Below are 20,966 nucleotides of genomic sequence, written 5' to 3'. Positions count from 1 at the left end.
AGAGAGTGGATAATTCAGATGACGATTCAGGCGGTAATGTTTGATCTTGATGATACCCTTTTGTGGGATGAACGTAGTGTAGAAGAGGCATTTGATGCAGCGTGTCAAACAGGCTCCCGTGAAGCAGGCGTTGATCCAAAAACTCTGGAGGAAGCCGTACGTAAGGAAGCACGCGCTTTGTATGAATCCTATGAAACCTTTAGTTTTACTCAAATGATCGGCATTAATCCGTTTGAAGGATTGTGGGCGAATTTTACAGCAGGTGAGCAACCTGAATTCCGCCAATTGGAACAGTTGGCCCCTGTTTATCGAAAGGAATCATGGCGCAGAGGACTCCAGCAACTAGGGATAGATAATGAGAAGTTGGCGGAAAAGTTGGCTACCCAATTTGCTTCGGAAAGACGCGCGCGTCCACATGTATATGAAGAAACGTTCGAGATTCTAGAACAATTGAAGGGACATTACAAGCTGTTATTGCTGACAAATGGCTCCCCTGATCTACAACAGGAGAAACTGGATGGAGTTCCTCAATTAGCTCCTTTCTTTGATCATGTTGTCATTTCAGGTTCATTTGGTCGAGGCAAGCCTGATCCGTCTATATTCCAGCATGCTTTGGGGCTTCTTGGTATTGAGCCTGAACATGCTTTAATGGTAGGAGATAAACTGACGACTGATATTCAAGGAGCGTTGGCAGCAGGTGTACACTCGGTCTGGGTGAACCGAAACACTAAAACCAATACCACAGAGATCAAGCCGAAGTTCCAAATCAAGCATCTGTCTGAATTGGACGGAATTATTCAATCGTTAAACTAAGAAATCAATAGTCTTTAGAAACGAGTATTAAGAAAACTCCCTTCGCTATTGTTACAAAGCAGAGGGAGTTTTTTTATTCACACAAGGATAAATTCGTAATTATGCTTTAATGAAGGTTGGATCTTCATACGGTTCGGCAATCCAGCCATTTTCTTCGATGAACAAGCGGATTGCGACGATCTTTTGATTCTCCATTAAAGTGAAGAAGTGAGGTATATTTTCAGGTACGGAGATAACGTCCCCCGGTGAAAGCTCTACGTTAAAATAGCCGATCTCTTCAGGGCCTTTAATGATGAAGATGCCTTTACCAGCGACAATGGCACGGATTTCATCCTCGGTGTGGGTGTGAATTTGCTCAAACTTGGCCAGCAGCTCGTTCAAATTCGGCGTTGCTTCAGATAAAGTGATAACGTCCCATATTTTATATCCGCGACGTGCGGCTAAATCCTTGATTTCGGGTTCAAATGTTTTGAGAACAGCGGCCTTTTGATCATCTGTTAAGGTAAAGTTTTCTTGCAGCTCCCCAGACAATTTGGAAGCATCCCAATGTTCATACAATATCTCGTGACTCTCCAGAAATTCACGTACTTGTTCTTCACCGCTAATTCGTTCATTGGTATTACGTATTAAGATTTCGGCCATATATATATACCCTCTTTTCCACTTGGATTAATGTTGTATAAAGAATACCATGTCTTGAAACGTTGTACAATACAGGATTTCAACATTTTATAATGCAAATGACCATAGCTAAAGGATGCAGGGTTAAGTACGCTCTATAATGCTACAAACTATAAAAATGGATAAGAGAAGTCATTTTTACAAAGAACAACCTGTATAAAACGTATGTTTTTACTTCAATCTATCTAAATGATACGGTTTCTGCTAAACTAGGATTTAACGTTTTGCGGGGGTGAAGAAATTTGGATAAAGTTAGCTTGCAGGATGCATTACAACGAAGAATACTCCTTCTTGATGGGGCCATGGGCACCATGATTCAACAGGAAGACCTTTCCCCCGATGATTTTGGTGGGGAAGAGCTGGAGGGCTGTAATGAAATGCTGGTCTTAACGAGACCGGATGTCATTCAAGGGATTCATGAAGCATACTTGAAGGCCGGAGCAGATCTAATTGAAACGAATACATTTGGAGCAACATCCGTCGTTTTGGCGGATTACGATATACCAGAACGTGCCCGTGAAATTAATCTGGTGGCGGCCAAACTGGCGCGTAACGCGGTGGATAAATACAGCACTGCGGACAAGCCTCGTTTTGTAGTAGGAGCTATGGGCCCAACCACGAAAACCTTGTCTGTCACAGGTGGGGTTACATTTGCTGAACTGATTGAAAGCTATCAAGAGCAGGCCTTGGCGCTTATTGAAGGCGGGGTCGATGTACTGCTATTGGAGACCTCACAGGATACGCTTAACGTCAAAGCTGGAAGCATCGGAATTCGGCAAGCTTTTGAGCAGACAGGTATCGAGCTTCCGCTAATGATTTCAGGCACGATTGAGCCTATGGGAACGACGTTGGCCGGACAAAATATCGAATCCTTTTGCATATCACTGGAACACTTGCACCCAATTTCGATTGGATTGAATTGTGCTACAGGTCCAGAGTTTATGCGTGATCATATTCGCTCTCTGTCTGAAATGTCCTCTGCAGCTATTAGCTGTTATCCAAATGCGGGCTTGCCCGATGAAAATGGCCAATACCATGAATCGCCTGATTCTTTAGCACGTAAAATGGCTGCTTTTGCTGAAAAAGGCTGGTTGAATATTGCTGGGGGTTGTTGTGGTACCACGCCTGAGCATATTCGAGTTATGAGTGAAAGTATGGCGCAGTTTGAGCCGCGTCCGCTGGTAGGTCATCATCCTCCTGCCGTATCGGGCATTGAGCCTGTATATATTGAACAGGACAATCGTCCGTATATGGTTGGTGAGCGAACGAATGTTCTGGGCTCCCGCAAATTCAAGCGTTTGATCGTGGAAGGCAAATATGAAGAGGCATCTGAAATTGCCCGTGCTCAGGTAAAAAGCGGAGCGCATGTCATTGATATTTGTGTGCAGGACCCGGATCGCGATGAAATGACGGATATGGAAGCATTTTTGAAACTGGTTGTAAACAAGGTAAAGGTACCTTTAGTGATTGATACCACGGATATTAAAGTCATTGATAAAGCACTTCAATATTCGCAAGGCAAGGCAATAATTAACTCCATTAATTTGGAGGATGGTGAAGAGAAATTTGAGAAAATGGCTCCTCTTATTCATAAGTACGGCGCCGCTGTTGTTGTTGGAACAATTGATGAACGCGGACAGGCTATTTCACGTGAGGATAAGCTTGAGGTAGCTAAACGTTCTTATGATCTGTTGGTGAACCGTTACGGTTTGGCAGCGGAGGATCTAATTTTTGATACGCTCGTATTCCCAGTAGGAACAGGTGATGAGCAATATATCGGTTCAGCTAAGGAAACCATTGAGGGCATTCGCATTATTAAAGAAGCGCTTCCCGGGGTGCATACCATCCTGGGCATCAGTAACGTATCTTTTGGTTTGCCGGAAGCGGGTCGTGAAGTGCTCAATTCCGTCTATTTATATGAATGCACCAAAGCAGGTCTGGACTATGCGATTGTAAACACTGAGAAGCTTGAACGTTATGCATCCATTCCAGAGCATGAGCGGAAACTTGCGGAAGACTTGATCTATAAAACAAATGACGATACTTTATCCGCTTTTGTAGCAGCTTTCCGTAACAAGAAAGTGGAGAAAAAAGAAAAGATATCAAACCTTTCGCTCGAAGAACGACTGGCTTCCTATGTAGTCGAGGGAAGTAAGGAGGGACTCATTCCGGATCTGGAGCAAGCGCTCGTGAAATATTCTTCGCTGGAGATTATTAACGGCCCGCTGATGAAGGGGATGGAGGAAGTAGGACGACTGTTTAACAATAACGAACTGATTGTTGCGGAGGTGCTGCAAAGCGCTGAAGTGATGAAGGCGTCCGTAGCCTATTTAGAGCCGTTCATGGAGAAGAATGAATCCTCAGTAAAAGGTAAGATTTTGTTGGCTACAGTCAAAGGTGATGTGCATGACATTGGTAAGAATCTGGTGGAGATTATTCTATCCAACAATGGTTACCATATCGTGAATCTGGGTATAAAAGTACCACCAGAACGCATTATTGAGGCTTACCGTGAAGAAAAGGCCGATATGATTGGCTTATCCGGACTGCTTGTTAAATCGGCACAACAAATGGTGCTGACCGCACAGGATTTGAAAAATGCGAATATTGATATTCCAATAATGGTTGGTGGAGCTGCTTTAACACGTAAGTTCACTAAAAATCGTATCCGTCCTGAGTATGATGGTCTGGTTGCCTATGCAAAGGATGCTATGGATGGGCTGGATATTGCCAACAAGCTTATGAATCCTGAGTCCCGCAAAAAAATGGCTGAGGACATGGAGGCTGAGCGGGAGGCTGAAGCGGCAATAGTAGTGGAAGCCAAGCCGCTCCCTAAGCTCACTCGAGCTGTGCGCTCTAACATTGCTCAGGATCTGCCCGTCTATATTCCACCAGATACGGATCGTCATGTACTGCGTAATTATCCACTGAATTATATTTTGCCTTACGTGAATATGCAGATGCTAATGGGGCATCATCTTGGTTTAAAAGGAAATGTTGAGCAGCTGCTGGCTTCGGAAGATCCGAAAGCGATTCAGTTGAAGGAAACCGTGGACAGCATCATGTTTGAAGCTGTGACAGACGGAATCATCCAGGCACATGCTATGTATCGTTTCTTTCCAGCGCAGTCCCAAGGAGATCAAATTCTGATCTATGATCCCTCGGATGTGAGTAAGGTACTGCACACATTTACATTCCCGCGCCAGCAGGTAGAGCCTTATCTATGTCTGGCTGATTTCTTGAAATCAGTGGAATCCGGAGTTATGGACTATGTAGGTTTCATGGTCGTTACAGCTGGTCATGGGATTCAGCAGATATCTACCCAGTGGAAAGATAAAGGAGATTATCTGCGCTCGCATGCACTTCAAGCGGTAGCACTCGAAGTAGCAGAAGGGTTAGCGGAACGGCTTCACCATATTATCAGGGATAGCTGGGGGTTCCCGGACCCTGCCGATATGACAATGAAACAGCGACACGGTGCCAGATATCAAGGCATTCGGGTATCCTTTGGCTATCCGGCATGTCCAGATCTAGAGGATCAGGGGCCGTTGTTCCAGTTGTTAAAACCTGAGGATATTGGCGTTGAGCTGACGGAAGGGTTTATGATGGAACCGGAGGCTTCTGTATCAGCCATGGTGTTCAGCCACCCTCAGGCGCAGTATTTTAACGTCGAAAAGGTTTAACACCTTTATCAGATGGGATAGCAAATACCCTCCGAGCTTCGGAGGTTTTTTGCTGGTCAGCAGGAAGAAGGTTAATGTTATGGAATTTTATTTTCTCGGTACAAATGCAGGGGTGCCTACGATTCAGCGAAATGTAACGTCCATCGCTCTTCGTTTGCTGGAAGAACGAAGAAGCATGTGGCTGTTCGACTGCGGCGAAGGCACTCAACAAGAGGTATTGCGTTCGCCGCTCAAACTAAGCAGACTTGAAAAAATATTTATCACCCATTTGCATGGGGATCATCTTTTTGGTCTGCCGGGACTGCTGTCGAGCAGAGCGTATCAAGGGGGAACGACACCACTGACGGTATATGGGCCGCCTGGAATCCAGCAATATATCGAGCTATCTTTAGGGATCAGCCAATCGCGTATCAATTACCAACTACATATTGTGGAGCATACGGGCGGGGTTCTGTTTGATGACGGACAATTCCGGGTAGAGTCAGCTTTGCTGGATCATCGGATTGACAGCTATGGCTACCGAGTTGTAGAGATGGATAAGCCCGGTAAGCTTAACCAAGTGCTGTTGGAGCGATATGGTATTAAGCCCGGCCCGGTGTACGGTAAGTTAAAGCGTGGGGAAAGCGTGGAGGTAGAGGGTGGAGTTATTTTGCATCCTCAGGATGTACTGGGTTCGCCGAAAAAAGGGCGTATCGTCACGATTTTAGGGGATACGAGACCTTGTCCGAATACGGTAGTGCTGGCTCAAGATGCAACTGTCGTCGTTCATGAAGCCACTTTTCTGCATGAACTGTCAGATACAGCATACGAGTATCATCATAGTACGGCGCTTCAAGCAGCGGAAGCTGCAAAAGCCGCAGGTGCGGGTCAGCTAATCATGACGCATTTTAGTTCTAGGTATAAAGATCAGGAGCAGCTTCAGCCATTGCTGGAGGAAGCGCGAAGCATATTTCCCAATTCATTGCTTGCGGAGCAGCATGTGTTGTTACCGGTACCCGATATCGGTTAATAAACGATTGGAGAAGATATGTTCATGGGTGCCGGGGCTTGCCCCGGTGCCTTTGTTTTTCACCCAAATTATTTTCCGGGAAAGCGCAGGATGCGACAAGAGATGAGAACCCGTACACGGTGGTAGGGGATGAATTTGTTCTACCACATATAGAGGCGTGTCATATTCGAGTTTCTATATATCGAATTTAAAGGATTCTATTTCTTGAGTATGACCAGGAAATACAGGAGATTTCCTTTGAGGAAATAGCTCCTTCGATGGATTTCGACGAAGAAGTGAACTTATGTCATGTGAAAGCGACGGCTTTTAGCGAGGAATGGCGCCATTTTGGAGGGTTTACCAGCAATTCATGGACTTCATAAGCATTTTTGACTTAAGATAGATGAGATGAATGGAGACGCCGATTATTTAATGACCTGAATAATTAAGGTGGTTAAATAAGAAGGAGAACATCGTTCATGGGATGAATTATAATTTTCAATGCTATGATGTGAATGGATTTGAAGTGGGGGAGGGGATTGCGATAAAATCGTTACTAATTGATCTGGATGGAACACTTTATCATGGAAATCGGATGATCAAGGGTGCGGATCTGTTCATATCCCGATTGCGTACAGACCAGATACCTTATGCTTATGTTACAAACAATGCTTCACGTACACCCGAATCGGTGGCTGAGCATTTGGTTGGTATGGGAATTGAAGCGGCCAGCCATGAAGTATATACTTCGGCGTTAGCAGCTGCACAATATGTTGCACAGCAAAGTCCTGGAGCTCGTGTCTATTGTATTGGTGAAACAGGATTACGCGATGCACTCACAGGAGCCGGTTTGCAGCTTGTTGAGAACCATCCTGATTATGTGGTGCAGGGGATAGATCGTCAATTTACATATGATGCGCTGGCCGCTGCCATGCGTTGGATTCGGGAAGGAGCAACTTTTATTTTGACAAACCCGGATCTCCAATTGCCTTCACATGATGGGCTAACGCCAGGTGCAGGTACGATTGGAGCTGCAATTGAAGCGGCTTCACAGGTAAAGCCTATTGTCATCGGCAAGCCTTCAAGCGTATTGATGAACTATGCGCTGAACCGCTTAAACATTAGGGCGGATGAAGCTCTGGTTGTGGGCGATAATATGCTTACAGATATTGCGGCAGGTGCAGCAGCAGGTTGTAAAACAGCTCTGATCCTGTCGGGCGTGACGACCCGCGCTAATATGGACGAACATGTGCGTACCGTTGGAGTGAAACCTGACCTGATGTTTGAAAATCTCGCTGAACTGCAGGACTGGATGAAAGAAGAGCTGAAATAATAGAAAGTATATGTCTTACAAAACTTGCGAGAATTAAAAGCTATGTAGCTACGAAAGGAAAGATGTTGATATGCCGGAACTTCCTGAAATGGAAAACTACAGAATCTTATTATCAAAACAAATTTTGGACATTCCGATTACTGGAGTGACGGTTAGCCGTGAAAAGTCCATTAATACTGAAGTGGAAACGTTTGAGAAGCAATTGCTGGGAACGACCGTTGTATATTTAGAGCGTCGAGGCAAGCATTTGATTTTTCATTTAAACACGGGCGGGCGGCTCGTACTTCATCTGATGTTGGGAGGACTGTTATATCTGGGAACGGAGGAGCAGCGTCCAGATCGTACAGTTCAGATCGAATTAGATTTTAGTGGATTAAAGCTTTATTTTATCGGACTGCGCTTAGGTTATCTGCACTTGCTGACGGCTAAAGAAACAGAGGAGGCTTTGTCAGACCTGGGACCTGATCCGTTAGACCGCCGCATGACATTGGAAAAGTTTACAGCACGGCTGAAGGGACGCCGGGGGATTTTGAAAACAACGCTGGTGAATCAGCAGATTTTTTCGGGTATTGGCAATTGTTATTCGGACGAAATTGCTTATATCGCCGGATTTACACCGGGTTCCAAAGTACAAAACATTGTGCAGTCGCCAGAAAAAGTGGAAAAGCTATATCATGCCACTCAATCCGTACTACGTGAAGCTACTGCGGAAGGCGGGTACATGGAAATGCCTCTAATGGAGGGGGACACGCTAACAGGTGGATTTGATCATCAGTGTCGAGTATATGACCGCGAAGGAGAAGAATCTCCAAGTGGCGGAAAAATTGTAAGGGTTGAACTGGCGGGGAAAAAAGCATTTTATTGCCCGGTACAGCAGCATGATGCCTAAATTGCTCATCGGCTCCCATGTGAGTACGCGTGGTGGCTTTTCCAAAGCCGCTATGCGTGCGCGAGAGCAGGGGGGACGTTCATTTCAATATTTCCCGAAAAATCCTCGTAGTCTTAGACTGAAGGAATGGAGTGCAACTGATGCTGCTGCTTGCAACGCTTACTGTTTAGAGCACCAGCTTCAATCCATTGCTCATTCACCATATCCTGTTAATCCGGCTCATGGGTCCGAGCGTGGTCAGGAACTTTATGAGCTGACGATTGCTTCATTACGCAATGATCTGGATATTGCTGAAGCCTGTGGGTCAAAAGGGATCGTCGTTCATTTTGGGCATCTGCATTCGTCAGACCCACTAGAGGGCTATCGTAACATTATTAACTGTTTTAATGATGTGCTGGAAGGCTGGCAAGGAAAAGCTAAAATATTGATTGAAAATCAGGCGGGGGATCACGGGCCCATGGGAACCACGCTTGAGGAACTGGTGCAAATCCGTCAGTTGTGCCAGAATCCTGACAGTATCGGCTTTTGCTTTGACACTTGTCATGCGTATGCAGCGGGATTATGGAACGGTGGAATGGACGAGGCTTTGATCGAAAAAGGGAATCGTCTCGGCTATTGGTCAGCTCTGTGCGGAGTTCATTTGAACGATTCTAAATACCCGTATGGCTCTAAAAAAGACAGACACGCCCGCGTGGGCCAAGGCTACATTGGTACTCAAGGAATGCGTTGGATGACAGATCAGGATGCTGTAAGAGGTATTCCTATCGTTTTGGAGAGTGGGACTGGACCTGATGGGACACATCAGGAGGATATTCAAATGATTCTAAGCTGGGACTAAATCGGTCTGATTGATAATAACTATCATTGAGGCTTGTGAGCTTGCATTTATGGGAAAAAGGAGGAGAAGTTGATGTATTTGTTTATGGACGATTATCGGCCTTGTCCTCCGGGCTTTAAGCTGGCAAGAGATGCGGATGAGTGTCTACTGCTACTTCATGAATACCCTATTTCAATACTATCGCTAGATTATGATTTGGGTCCAGGTCAGCCTACGGGAAAGGATGTGGCTGCTGCTATCGCAGGGAAACGGTTATATCCACGTGAAATTTACTTGCATTCCTCCAGTCCAGAGGGGCGGCGAGCCATGTACGAGCTACTCTATGCGAATAAGCCAGAGGGAGTCACCGTGCATAACGGGCCCATACCCGAGGAGCGTATGCGAGAGATCAGAAAAGGGTCTGAACGATGAAAGAGATCGGACAAAAAGAGGTGCGCCGTGCCATATGGGAGGGATGCAAGCTGGCTTTGTTTGTGTACACTCCCATGTGTGGAACATGCGCGGCTGCCCGTAAAATGCTGGAGGTAGCAGAGTATTTGCTCTCTGAAGAAGCAGTGGTGCAGAGCAACATTAACTATATTCCTGAACTGGTACAGGAGTACCGGATATCCAGTGTTCCCGCGCTTCTTATATATAATGGTGAAAACAAAAATCCTGAAATCATCTACAAAATGGAATCTGTAGAACACTTGCTGAGCAAAATAAGGAGCGTGATGGAATGATATCCATGAAGAGCATTACGTTGCAGCGGGAAGAAAGACGGATTTTGGACGATGTAAGCCTGGACATACGAGAAGGTGAACATTGGGCTATTCTGGGTCGCAATGGCTCCGGTAAAACAACATTGCTGGAAATGATGACAGGGTATATGTTTCCAAGTCGTGGTACGGTTGAAGTGCTTGGGCAAATGTATGGTCAATGTGATGTGCGGGAAGTTCGCAAACAAATCGGATATATCAGCCAGACTTTGTTGGAAAAGCTGGCGCTAAAAGATCCCGTTTGGGAAGTGGTCGCTACAGGTGCGTATGCTTTTTTGCGCTTTTATCAGGAAATTCCGACAGAGGCAAAAGAAAAGGCCATATCTTTGCTGGAGGGTATGAATTTAGGCGACTTGATTCATCACCCGCTGGGGACGTTATCTCAAGGAGAACGTAAAAAGGTGATGCTGGCCCGCTCACTGATGGCAGAACCTCGTCTGCTAATTATGGACGAGCCTTGTGCCGGGTTGGATCTATTTGAGCGGGAAAAAATGCTGGTCGAGATTGATCGGCTCCGCAAGCGGGAGTTATCAGTGGTCTATGTGACTCATCACATTGAGGAGATTGTCCCCCTCTTTACACATGTTGCATTGATTCGTGATGGTAAGGTCGCAGCAGCTGGCCCGAAAAAGGAAGTTTTAACGAAAGAATTGATTATGCACACATATGAAGTTCCGGTTGAGCTGGATTGGGATGGAGAACGCCCCTGGATTCGGGTGTGCACTGGAGGGTAATGTTATTTTGGAGGAACTATATATGAGTACAGATGAACAAAGTGAATCTACTTTGTCATCATCAAGATTTGTTTGTACAGCCAATCACGGTTTTGCACCCTATGCTCAAGAGGAGCTTAGAAGAATATTTGGCTCTGTTAAAAGCACGATGCTTTTACCTGGTGAAATTTTTCTGGCTACATTACCTGCGGAAGAAATTGAGGCAGTGAGGACAATTACAGGTCAGCCGCCGATGTTTTTGCGTCACTTATTTCCTGTTCATTTTCAGGAAGAAGGAACGGACCTGGTTCATGTACAGGAGCGTCTGGTTGCATTCATCCGTAACCGCAAGGAACTGATGGATCAACGTGTTTCTTTACAAGTGCGCAAAGGATCTAATAGCAGTTGGACTGAAAGTGCAGGTGCGCTCAAGCAGGCTTTGAGTGAACAATTAAGTGATCTACCTATGGAGCAGACAGTACAAGGCGCCGATGTTATTGTGTCCGTTTTTGCAGATACAGATACGTGGTATGCAGGTGTATCGCGTCCTGAGGACAATCTATCGGATTGGAGCGGAGGCGCGGTTCGTTTTCAAAAAGAAGATGGACAAATTTCTCGTGCCAAATTCAAGCTATTGGAAGCAGAAGCAACGTTCGGCATAGATTTTGCCGCTTTCCATCAGGGACTGGATATTGGGGCAGCACCGGGTGGATGGACTTCCTTCTTACTGGAACGGGGACTGAAAGTTACAGCGGTTGATCCGGCAAAGATGGAGCCATCACTGATGAAGTACGCCAATCTGACTTTTTTGCGTAAAAATGCAAGTGAAGTCAAATTTAAAGAGAATTCGTTCGATCTGCTGGTTTGTGATATGAGCTGGAGTCCTAAGCAAATGGCAAGGCTCGTTACTGATTTACTATATAGTTTGCGAAGTGGTGGTACTGCTATCGTTACGGTCAAGCTAATGCATAAAAAGCCCTTGGCGCTCATTCATGATGTAATTGCTTCATTTGAAGAGTCCGGCATGCAGATTCAGCGAGCTAAGCAGCTATTCCATAACCGAGATGAGATCACCCTGTACATGATCAAGTATGGAAAATAATACTTTACAATGGATACAGGTGTGCTATATAATAAATCCAAATTGTTCCTTAAAAAATAATAATCACGTTTAAATCAAGGGAAAGCATCCCGCGAAAACGGTTTTCATGACGACATGGAAATTTGATTTTGCGGCAGCTTTCCCTTTTTTGCGTTGTCTGCTTGAGAAAGGAGGTAGGAGAATAATGAAGCAACCATCACAGTTGGAATTCGGATCAATTATCGGTGAGCGGTACCGTATTGTTCGCACATTGGGTTCGGGAGGAATGAGCCGCGTGTTCATGGCAGAGGATTTAAAACTGCCAGGCAAGCAATGGGCGGTGAAGGAGTCGGTTGCCGGGCCACAAGTGATGAAGCTTGTACGCACGGAGGCAGAGATGCTGATTTCCCTAAGCCATCCACGTTTACCGAGAATTGTTGATTTTTTTGAGCATCCTCCATCTGGTGCGGTATATCTGGTCATGGATTACATCGAAGGAATTACGCTGGAAGCATACATGAAGGGCTACCAAGGCTATATTCCACAGGAGCAAATCGTCCCATTCGCTTTGCAGCTACTGGATGTGTTGGACTATTTGCATACCCGTCAACCGCCAGTCATTTACCGGGATCTGAAACCAACGAATATTATGCTGACACCGGAAATGGAATTTATACTGATTGATTTTGGAATAGCGAGGAGCTATAAGGCTGAACTGGATCAAGATACGGTAAAGCTGGGCACAGTGGGCTTCGCTGCTCCGGAGCAATATGGAGCTGGTCAGACGGATGCTCGTTCAGACTTATACAGTTTGGGAGCGCTGCTATTGTATCTTTGTACAGGAGGCAAATATAGCGAGTGGACTGCGGGAGTAGAAGGGTATATTCGCGGAGAATTGCCCCGCCATTTGATCCCAGTGATTCGAAAACTGCTGCGTCAGCATCCTGAGGAACGATTTCAATCTGCCGGGGAGGTCATTGGAGAACTGCGGCGCAGTGCTGATTTTCAGCCTGCTCAACAAGGAATTTCCGTTAATGATGCCTCAATGGATTATGCAGGTACAAGGGTAGTGGCTGTACTGGGTGTATCTGCCGGCTCCGGTGCTACGCATACAGCAATTGCGGTAAGCCACTATCTGGCTCGAAGGTCCCGCTCCGTAGCTTTGGTTGAGCTGCACAGCACAGCCAAAGCATTTGCCCGACTTCAAGAAGTCGTAGAAGGCACATCTGTTGGACAATCGAGTTCAAGTCGGCGTTTTGAAGTCGATGGAGTACATTACTGGCGACAAACATCTCGTGCGGATGTCATTTCTTTGTTGGGTGGTTCCTATAGATTTATCGTACTGGACCTGGGGAGTGGGCAGGACAATGAACGACTGGAAGAATTCTTGAGAGCCGATTATCCGCTCGTCGTTGGCTCAGGGGCCGAATGGAGAGTTCAGGATATAGCAGGGTTAGCCCGATCTCTTCAGCGCCATCCACAGCACAAATGGAATTACTGCTTGCCATTGGCAACCTCGGAGGCGGCCCGCAGGCTTCGTAAGGAGCTGGATCACGATAAAGTATTTGCTCTACCGTTCCACTCAGACCCCTTCGAACCGGATGATGAGATGGATCAGGTGTTGGACGAGCTGTTTCGCGGAGTCATTCCAGATACCCGGAGAAGACGCTTCGTATTCCTTAAGCGACGGCGCTAGATAGAAGGTATATATCAAAAGAGGCAGGGGAGAAGTTGTGTGTCTAAGCTAAGAAAAAGCAGTAAACAAAAACTATACGCCGGTTGCATTGGCGCTGGGATTGTTGGCATTATCTTTGCCGGCTACCTTATGGTTAATATCCATCAAATGAATGAGGTCAGGAAACAGGCTGAGGTAGAGGCAGAACTGAAATGGAAAGTGTATGAACAGGAGCAACGAACCGCGAAAAAAGGCTGGGTGGTTGTCCGTGACATTTCTCCAGGTGAACAGATTGCATCTAATGATTTGAAGGGAATTAAAGTTCCCGGTTCTCAGGCTCCATCAAATTTGCTGGCAGATAAAAGTGAAGTTTCCGGAACCACAGCCAAGATTGAGCTTAAAAAAGGATCTGTGCTTACATCGGCTATGATAACTGCTGATGAACCCACACCTAAAGATTTACGCAACCGTGAGCTAAAGGTGGTGGTACTACCCAACAGCCTGAAGTCGGGGGACGAAGTGGATATTCGCATTCAATTTCCAACAGGTCAGGATTACATTCTATTATCCAAAAAGAAGATTTCCCGACTGGAAGGTCCAATTGTCTGGGTCACTTTGAATGAGCAGGAAATTTTATCGCTTTCGAGCGCGATTGTTGATGCCTATCTGCATAAAGCATCTATCTATGCCCTAACCTATGTCGATCCCCAATTTCAGCCCAAGGCAATCCCGACCTATCCGCCTAATGCCCAGGTGTTAGCGTTAATGAATAGTGATCCGAATTTGATACGCGTGGCTGAACAAAAGCTGTCCAAGCAGCTGCGGGATTCGCTTGAAAATGCAATTAATTCGTCAAACAATGTGATTTCAACATCCGTGGAAAGAAGTCTGAGTGAGGAAATTGCAGCTCAGCATGCGGGTGCTACTATAGAAAACTCAGCAAGCGGGATTGATGCTACAAGAAATGAATATGAGAATGAGCAGGATCATCAAGAACAAACAAAGATTCTGACGCAGGGCGGAAGCTCTGATCCGTATGCCAAATAAATGAGAGAAAAGGAACGGAAGTATGAAAACATGGATATTTGCCGGGCTTTGTGACAAAAGCGATACCTTGTTATATATCAGCAGCATATTAGCAGCTTCCGGCCAACAGGTACTGCTTGTGGATGCTACGCTGCGGGGACAGTATCGGTATAGCATAGGGATGCTCGACAAACCACTTCCCATTACGCAGTTTAGTGGTTTTGATGTAGCAATTGGATTTACAGCATGGGAAGACCTGCATACCGTTATGATAACTGATCAAAAGGCGGAGCAGGCTTATGACATTGTTATTTTGGATGTAGAGTTACCTGATTTTTGTCCAATTTCTGTTTGGAAAGGGGCAGAACTGCGAGTTTGGGTCAGTGATTATAGCCGTATGCTAATGCACAACGGACAGAATTGGCTTGAGCATTTATTCAGTCAACCCGAATTCCCCAAAGATCTTGTATTTCACAAGCTATTTTTACAGGCTGTGGATTGTGGTGTGGAGGAGCCGTATCTGTGGGAATACATGAACCATTTCCCGGCTTCTTGGCAGCAAGAGCCATATGTTCTGCCATGGGATGAGGGGCTGCTTGCTCTGAAACTGGAAAATGAGCATAAAAAACAGCTACTACTAAAACCGCTATCCAGAATGTATAAGAAAGAATTATGCCGTTGTATTGGGGAATGGATGAGTTGGGAATTAAAAGTGAGTCGTCGTGCGCTAAAACGTGCGGAAAGGAGTAGAGCATGAGTACCATTTTGTTTTGGAGCCCCATTAAGGGGGCTAGTGGAAGTAGCTCTTTGGCGGCAGCAATAGCAATTACCATAGGAAATCTATATAGAGGAAGACTATTATTGACTCATTTAGGTCGTAGATATACCGGTATTGAATCAGGATTACCTATACAGGAGTATGGTATGGATGATCCAACCCTACAGCTTCAGGAAGGGGGCTGGGATGCTGCCGCACGTTTAGTTCTGCGAGGGACACTGTCTAAAGAAAATATTCGTAATTATACGACACCTGTACTCGAACATACTTTGGATGTACTTGAGGGAACCTCCAGCTTTGGAGCTGCACCGCCGTTACTATCTCCAGGGCTTGTACGGGCAGTAATAGATACAGCGAATCAATATTATGATTTAACGCTGATTGATGCAGGAAGTGGAGCAGGGTGGGGGGCTGTACAGCATGAAGCATGTGCACGAGCCAAACTGGCCGTTCTTTCACTCACTCAGAATATGCGAGACTTAGATGCTTATTTTGAATCCGTGTCTCCGTTATCTACCTACTCATCATTGCCCTTATTAATAGTACTTGGGAAATATGATGTGCATTCTCAAGCGAATGAAACGAATATTCGTAGGAGATATGGCTACAAAGGTGCTTTGTATACAGTCCCTTATAGCACCGGATTTATGGACGCATGGAATCGCAGGGATGTGATCGGCCATGTGCAGCGTGAGGTACGAAGTGGAAAAGAGCAGCACCGCAAGCTTTTTATGCCCGTAGGGTGGGCGCAGAGTATACGACATATCATCAAAGTTATTCTGGAGGCGGCAGAGTCCGACCTTCGGCTCAAGGCTTTGGAGAGGGGCGCTTAAATGCTGTCCGCTCAAATGATCAACGGATTGATTCTTACCTGCATAGTACTGATGTGCATCGTACTGATTATTGTTAAATATCGAGGGAATCTCCACTCGCGACATTCAACCCTTCGGGTAGAAAAAAAGAACGAAGATGCCACATTCGAAACATTAATAGAGTATATCAAAAATGCACTTCATGAACTGAGTCATAGCCAGATGGCGGATGCCGGATTGCATGAAGAGGAATATAGACGGCGTATCCATCAAAGGGCGGAACTACGCAGGGCGTTAAAGGACTGTGCCAATGGCAGCATTGGAGATAAACGTTTTGTTAAAAATCTGATGGCTAAGCTTCTGATTAACGGTTACGGCTTAAACGAGAAAATCGTCGATACTGTTATGCCATTCTCCAGACCTGAGTTGTTTAGCATACAGGATCAATTCGAAATTATATTTTACCAATACCAGCAGAAGTTTGGCGCTGATGCACTATCACGTTTATTGGATACTTATGACTTAGCCGAAATGAGGTATTCACAGCAAGGTGAAGAAGATGGAAGTTATCTCGTTACCGCAGAGGATATTCGTTATATCTATGATTGTGAGTACCGCCCTCTTTCCTTTTTGGAGAAAGTGGATATTATTGTCCAGCGCATTTATCAGCATTACAAAGGCTTTTCCGTCATTGATGATATTCGTGACCAGCGGATCGACGGTGTAAGTGGGGGCGTCAGTGGTATGCCGGAAGGTGGGATTCCTGCATCATCAGACTGGCCTTCGGATGGGTATGTATTTGAACAAACATCTGCGCCTACTGCCAATGGTTATGAGAGCGTATGGATTTTTTATAAAGGTAAAACGATCCATCTTTCGTTCCTTTCCTTCGGATCTGAGCGTGAACTTAAAAGGGTGTGCCAAAATATTTACAAATACAATTACCCGGGACAGCTTTCCGAAGCGAATGGTTATAAGGTCAACGAAATGAAGGATGGGTCGCGGGTAGTGGTAGTGCGTCCTCCTTTCTCAGAATCGTGGGCTTTCTTTGTTCGTAAATTCGATATTCAAAGCGCATCACTGGAACAGTTAATTAAGGGACAAAATGCTGATTTTCCAATCCAGTTACTTTCTTATTTAATGAAAGGTAGCCGGATTACTGCTATTACAGGCGCGCAGGGTTCAGGTAAGACGACGTTGTTAATGGCGATGGTCAAGCATATTTATGCTTCGTATACGCTTCGTGTTCAGGAAATGGCCTTTGAACTGCATCTACGCAGCATTTACAGTCGCCGTAACATTCTTACCTTTCGAGAAACGGACCATATTTCAGGACAACAAGGACTTGACTTGCAGAAAAAAACAGATGGAACCGTCAATATACTAGGCGAAGTAGCAAGTGATGAAGTAGCTGCTTGGATGATACAAATGTCGCAGGTTGCCAGTCTGTTCACCATTTTTACTCATCATGCCAAAACATTTCGTGATCTCGTGTTTTCACTTCGTAATTCATTGCTCAAAACAGGAGTATTTCAGCATGAAGGCATCGCTGAGGAACAGGTAGTTCATGTCATTAACTTTGATGTGCATCTCAAGCGTGATGCGGAAGGGAGACGCTACATCGAACGGATCACAGAATGTGTGCCGCGTGACCCGGATCATACAGATGCAGGATCCAATGCTTCATCGAGCTATAGTTATCGCCACGTTATGGAATATCGGAACGGAAGCTATATACCGATGGAGCCCTTAACTGCCAAAAGTGCAAAAGAAATGTGTGAGCAGATGAATGTAAAGGATGCCAGAGATTTCCGCAGTTTTTTGACCCGCTATTGGGAGGAAGACTATGAGTCTTAAAGAAATTTTATTATGGATTTTACTTATATCAGGTGGGGGCTTTGCGCTTCTATATATAGTTTTGTGGGGGTTGCATAAGCGCAATAGTCATGCAGTTCGCAGAGGACGAATTTATTCTGTGGAGGAAGGACGCAAGGGAAAAGCGGTACTGCAACGTGAGCTGCAAGCCTTACTGCATAAGTTGTATACGCTGTGTATGAAGGTCCCTTTCTTATCTGGATACATCACGAGTGTACGTAAGCGACTAGCTGGTCAGCATGCCTACGATGAGTACAAGCTTCGCCTACAGACTATGAAGATGACACTGTTCATCTGGGGGGCTTTTACTTGCAGTGGCGTTGTGCTGGTCATGATGAAGCCAGGAATAGAGTTTGCTATATTGGCTGTTTTATGCGGAGTGGTAATCAACAGTCTTATTTTGGATATGGCCATTAGCCGGATGGAAAAAAGGCTACTTGCACAGATGATCGAATTATTCGCCAATGTACGTCATTATTACCATCAGCACGGTATGGTGGAGGAAGCCATATCCGAAGCGGCCGATTTAGCTGAGGCAGAGGCTGGGAGACACGCACGACTCATCCATGAGGCGCTAACAGATGTTGATCCGCACGAAGCATTGGAAAGATACTATGAGTCGGCTCCTAATCGATTTTTAAAAGCTTTTGCCGGTATCTCATATATGGTAATGGAGTTTGGTGACCGGGTTGATGAGGGGGGCTCCATTTATTTGAAGGGGCTCGGCAGTCTCGCACGCGAAATCCAGTTGGAGTTGCTGCGAAGAAATAAACTGGACTATCTGTTAAAAAGTCTAAACGTGATCGCACTGGCACCTGTTTTCTTTACGACCCCAATCGAGACATGGGCGAGATCCAGCTTTCCATCCATGGATGAGTTTTATCAGGGAAAATTGGGTTATATAACGAAATTGTCCGTTTATATTGTGATAATCGTATCTTATTTCCTGTTACAGAAACTGCAACAGACCGATGAGACAGGATATCGTGCGGGTAGAGGCCGGAGGGTTTGGGAGCAGAAGCTATACCGTTTTCCCATCATTCGTAATGTGGTGGATTCTTTAATTCCGCGTCAGCATATGTCTTCTTATTTCCAAATAACCCGTCTATTAAAGGAAAGTGGTGCGGAGGTTAAGCTGGAGTGGCTCTACATACGCAGAATGGCTCTTTTTATCGTAGGATTGGTGCTCAGCATCAGTACGATATTTTTTTTACATGAAGCTGAGAAAACGCATATCCTTCACGCCCCAGTACAATCAGGTCAAATGTTTGGACGTTTAAGTCCGGTGGAGCAAAAAGAAGCTTCGAAGCAGAGTGAGATTGATCGCAAAATCATGCATTCGCTGAACATGAGGGCGAACAGCACATACGAACAAACGTACGTTGTTTTAGAGCATAATGCTAATGGAACTGCTACTCCTGAACAGCTATCCACAAATACTCGGCGTATCCTCCAAAAGCTGAAAGATTGGAATGATGAATACATCAAGTGGTGGGAAGTACTGATTAGTTTGATTGTTGGGTATGTAGCCTATCAAATGCCTATGCTTTTATTATATTTGCAACGAAAAATGCGTCGGTTGGATATGAGGCATGAGGTGTATCAATTTCAAACGGTTATTTCCATTTTACGGGTTATGGAACGAATGTCTGTCGAGGAGATATTGGAGTGGCTGAACAGATTTTCAGTTATATTCAAAAGACCTCTGCAAAAATGTTTGCTTCATTATGAACACGGGCCAGAGGCAGCTCTCGACTTGCTAAAAGAAGAGGCACCTTTGCCGGAATTTCAACGTCTAGTGGACAAGCTCCATTTGTCTTTGGGTAAAATTACGATTCGAGAGGCCTTCGATGATTTGGAATCCTATATGTCCTACTATTTCGAACAAAGAAAACAGGAGTATGAAAAAATAATAGACAGCAAGGCTATCTGGGGGAGGATGATTGGTTTTGCCCCGATGTATGGTCTTATCTTTTTATATTTGGTGATTCCGTTGATCGGTATGAGCTTTGTTCAAATGGATAACTATTATGAGCAAATACAAAAAATTCAGTGAAAAAGTTCTATTATGACTAATACAAAATAACAAGCTAAGGAGAGAAAAATAATGAATAACGCATCAACAGCTTTAAAGGTAGCCGCTGGGATATTTTTGACCATCGCTCTAATTACGATTGTAGTTATACTGTTTATTTCAGCCCAGGAGGCGACTAAAACGGCACAAAACAATTTTGCTGATATCCAGACCGAATTGTCTCAGGCCTCTTTTACGGTATATGACGGCACAACGATTAGCGGTTCCCAGGTGACCAATGCGCTGCGGAAGTTTCAGGGGAAGGACCAATTCGGCATTCAGATTAAAACCGGCAAAAATATGGCAGGCCAGTGGTACGGTAATGCTCTGAACATTAGCCCAGACAGTGAACAGTATGGCGCCGTGAATGGCGGCAGTGATAAGACTGGGAAAATCACGAATACGCTTAATGAGAAAGAGAATGAATACGTAAATCCAAGTGGCAAATTCAAGGCTGAAATCGTCAAGGACAAATCGAACGTTGTCCGTGGATTGTTGTTTACCCAGTCCTAAGCACTACAGTAAAGATAATAATCATAAGGGGGATGAGAGTATGTCTGATCACGCTTCAAGCATGCTGCGGCTTGGTGTGTCAGTTATTCTGTTCATAACCGCATGTGTAATGGCAGCAGACTTGTCCAGCCAGCTGGATGGTGCACTGGAATTAAGATCACAGCAGGAAGAGCATTCTGAAGGGCGAATAGCCCGTACTGCTGGGGTGGGGTTGCCGGAACGGATAAAAGGAACTCAGGTAATGCAGGCAATTCGCATGAACTTACAGGAGGGGATTTCGATTCATGTCGACGGGACAGAGTACGATGCGTATTCTGAACCGTTTGAGCCTGATGTATCGACCTTAGATGCTTCTTCTTTATATTCCATATACCCACAGCGTAATGGGAATGGGGACATAACATCTGTACGTTTTGAGAAATTGGGGGAGGAATGA

19 protein-coding genes are annotated in these 20,966 nt (G+C 45.2%); 18 read left to right on the top strand and 1 reads right to left on the bottom strand.

Annotated features, from left to right (window positions below; all coding sequences use genetic code 11):
- Positions 1-18 precede the first annotated feature (18 nt).
- Entirely contained in the window at positions 19-813 is a 795-nt protein-coding gene (locus tag NLX82_RS01300; RefSeq protein ID WP_218061355.1) for an HAD family hydrolase, read from the top strand.
- 99 nt (positions 814-912) lie between these two features.
- Here the strand turns inward: NLX82_RS01300 and NLX82_RS01295 are convergent, their stop codons facing one another.
- The gene (locus NLX82_RS01295) at positions 913-1,455 is read right to left on the bottom strand and encodes a 1,2-dihydroxy-3-keto-5-methylthiopentene dioxygenase (RefSeq protein ID WP_023989001.1); all 543 of its coding nucleotides are present in this window, start codon (positions 1,453-1,455) and stop codon (positions 913-915) included.
- Between the two features lie 281 nt (positions 1,456-1,736).
- Between NLX82_RS01295 and metH the strand changes: the two genes are divergently transcribed.
- The 17 genes from metH to NLX82_RS01210 all read left to right on the top strand — a co-directional run bounded on the left by metH (position 1,737) and on the right by NLX82_RS01210 (position 20,966).
- Entirely contained in the window at positions 1,737-5,177 is a 3,441-nt protein-coding gene (metH, locus tag NLX82_RS01290) for a methionine synthase (protein ID WP_069080595.1), read from the top strand.
- Positions 5,178-5,256: 79 nt separating this feature from the next.
- On the top strand, positions 5,257-6,186 hold the full coding sequence (rnz, locus tag NLX82_RS01285) for a ribonuclease Z (protein WP_076159192.1): 930 nt from the start codon (positions 5,257-5,259) through the stop codon (positions 6,184-6,186).
- A 463-nt stretch (positions 6,187-6,649) separates the two neighbouring features.
- Positions 6,650-7,498 (top strand): TIGR01457 family HAD-type hydrolase, encoded by an 849-nt coding sequence (locus NLX82_RS01280; protein WP_081384262.1) that lies wholly within the window; start codon positions 6,650-6,652, stop codon positions 7,496-7,498.
- Between the two features lie 70 nt (positions 7,499-7,568).
- Positions 7,569-8,387, top strand: a complete 819-nt coding sequence (locus NLX82_RS01275; RefSeq protein WP_028541727.1) for an Fpg/Nei family DNA glycosylase — start codon at positions 7,569-7,571, stop codon at positions 8,385-8,387.
- Positions 8,377-9,225: a deoxyribonuclease IV gene (locus NLX82_RS01270; RefSeq protein WP_179085389.1), complete on the top strand. Its 849-nt coding sequence runs from the start codon at positions 8,377-8,379 to the stop codon at positions 9,223-9,225. The genes NLX82_RS01275 and NLX82_RS01270 overlap by 11 nt, the downstream gene beginning before the upstream one ends.
- A 72-nt stretch (positions 9,226-9,297) precedes the next feature.
- A complete protein-coding gene (locus NLX82_RS01265) occupies positions 9,298-9,636 on the top strand; it encodes a cyclic-phosphate processing receiver domain-containing protein (RefSeq protein ID WP_025724126.1) in 339 nt (112 codons plus the stop codon).
- Entirely contained in the window at positions 9,633-9,947 is a 315-nt protein-coding gene (locus NLX82_RS01260) for a thioredoxin family protein (RefSeq protein WP_076159187.1), read from the top strand. The genes NLX82_RS01265 and NLX82_RS01260 overlap by 4 nt, the downstream gene beginning before the upstream one ends.
- Positions 9,944-10,717, top strand: coding sequence for an ABC transporter ATP-binding protein (locus tag NLX82_RS01255; RefSeq protein ID WP_023988993.1), 774 nt, complete (start codon positions 9,944-9,946; stop codon positions 10,715-10,717). The genes NLX82_RS01260 and NLX82_RS01255 overlap by 4 nt, the downstream gene beginning before the upstream one ends.
- Positions 10,718-10,739: 22 nt before the next feature.
- Positions 10,740-11,798: a 23S rRNA (cytidine(2498)-2'-O)-methyltransferase RlmM gene (locus NLX82_RS01250; protein ID WP_068942695.1), complete on the top strand. Its 1,059-nt coding sequence runs from the start codon at positions 10,740-10,742 to the stop codon at positions 11,796-11,798.
- Positions 11,799-11,979: 181 nt separating this feature from the next.
- The gene (locus NLX82_RS01245; RefSeq protein ID WP_081326442.1) at positions 11,980-13,473 is read left to right on the top strand and encodes a serine/threonine-protein kinase; all 1,494 of its coding nucleotides are present in this window, start codon (positions 11,980-11,982) and stop codon (positions 13,471-13,473) included.
- 39 nt (positions 13,474-13,512) lie between these two features.
- Entirely contained in the window at positions 13,513-14,499 is a 987-nt protein-coding gene (locus tag NLX82_RS01240) for an SAF domain-containing protein (protein ID WP_068942623.1), read from the top strand.
- A 22-nt stretch (positions 14,500-14,521) separates the two neighbouring features.
- Positions 14,522-15,235, top strand: coding sequence for a hypothetical protein (locus NLX82_RS01235; RefSeq protein WP_068942622.1), 714 nt, complete (start codon positions 14,522-14,524; stop codon positions 15,233-15,235).
- Positions 15,232-16,089 carry a hypothetical protein gene (locus NLX82_RS01230; protein WP_068942621.1) on the top strand — a complete coding sequence of 286 codons (858 nt, stop codon included), beginning with the start codon at positions 15,232-15,234 and terminating at the stop codon, positions 16,087-16,089. The genes NLX82_RS01235 and NLX82_RS01230 overlap by 4 nt, the downstream gene beginning before the upstream one ends.
- Positions 16,090-17,925: an ATPase, T2SS/T4P/T4SS family gene (locus NLX82_RS01225; RefSeq protein ID WP_068942620.1), complete on the top strand. Its 1,836-nt coding sequence runs from the start codon at positions 16,090-16,092 to the stop codon at positions 17,923-17,925. It abuts the gene before it with no gap.
- Positions 17,915-19,999: a hypothetical protein gene (locus tag NLX82_RS01220; RefSeq protein WP_076159181.1), complete on the top strand. Its 2,085-nt coding sequence runs from the start codon at positions 17,915-17,917 to the stop codon at positions 19,997-19,999. The genes NLX82_RS01225 and NLX82_RS01220 overlap by 11 nt, the downstream gene beginning before the upstream one ends.
- Positions 20,000-20,050: 51 nt before the next feature.
- Entirely contained in the window at positions 20,051-20,530 is a 480-nt protein-coding gene (locus NLX82_RS01215) for a hypothetical protein (protein ID WP_023988985.1), read from the top strand.
- 40 nt (positions 20,531-20,570) lie between these two features.
- Positions 20,571-20,966, top strand: coding sequence for a hypothetical protein (locus NLX82_RS01210; RefSeq protein ID WP_076159178.1), 396 nt, complete (start codon positions 20,571-20,573; stop codon positions 20,964-20,966).

This window comes from Paenibacillus sp. A3M_27_13 (genome assembly GCF_024213315.1).
In the GTDB taxonomy this organism is placed as follows: domain Bacteria; phylum Bacillota; class Bacilli; order Paenibacillales; family Paenibacillaceae; genus Paenibacillus; species Paenibacillus polymyxa_B.
Note: the sequence above shows the minus strand (reverse complement) of the source record. Positions and strands in the feature narration are given on the sequence as shown.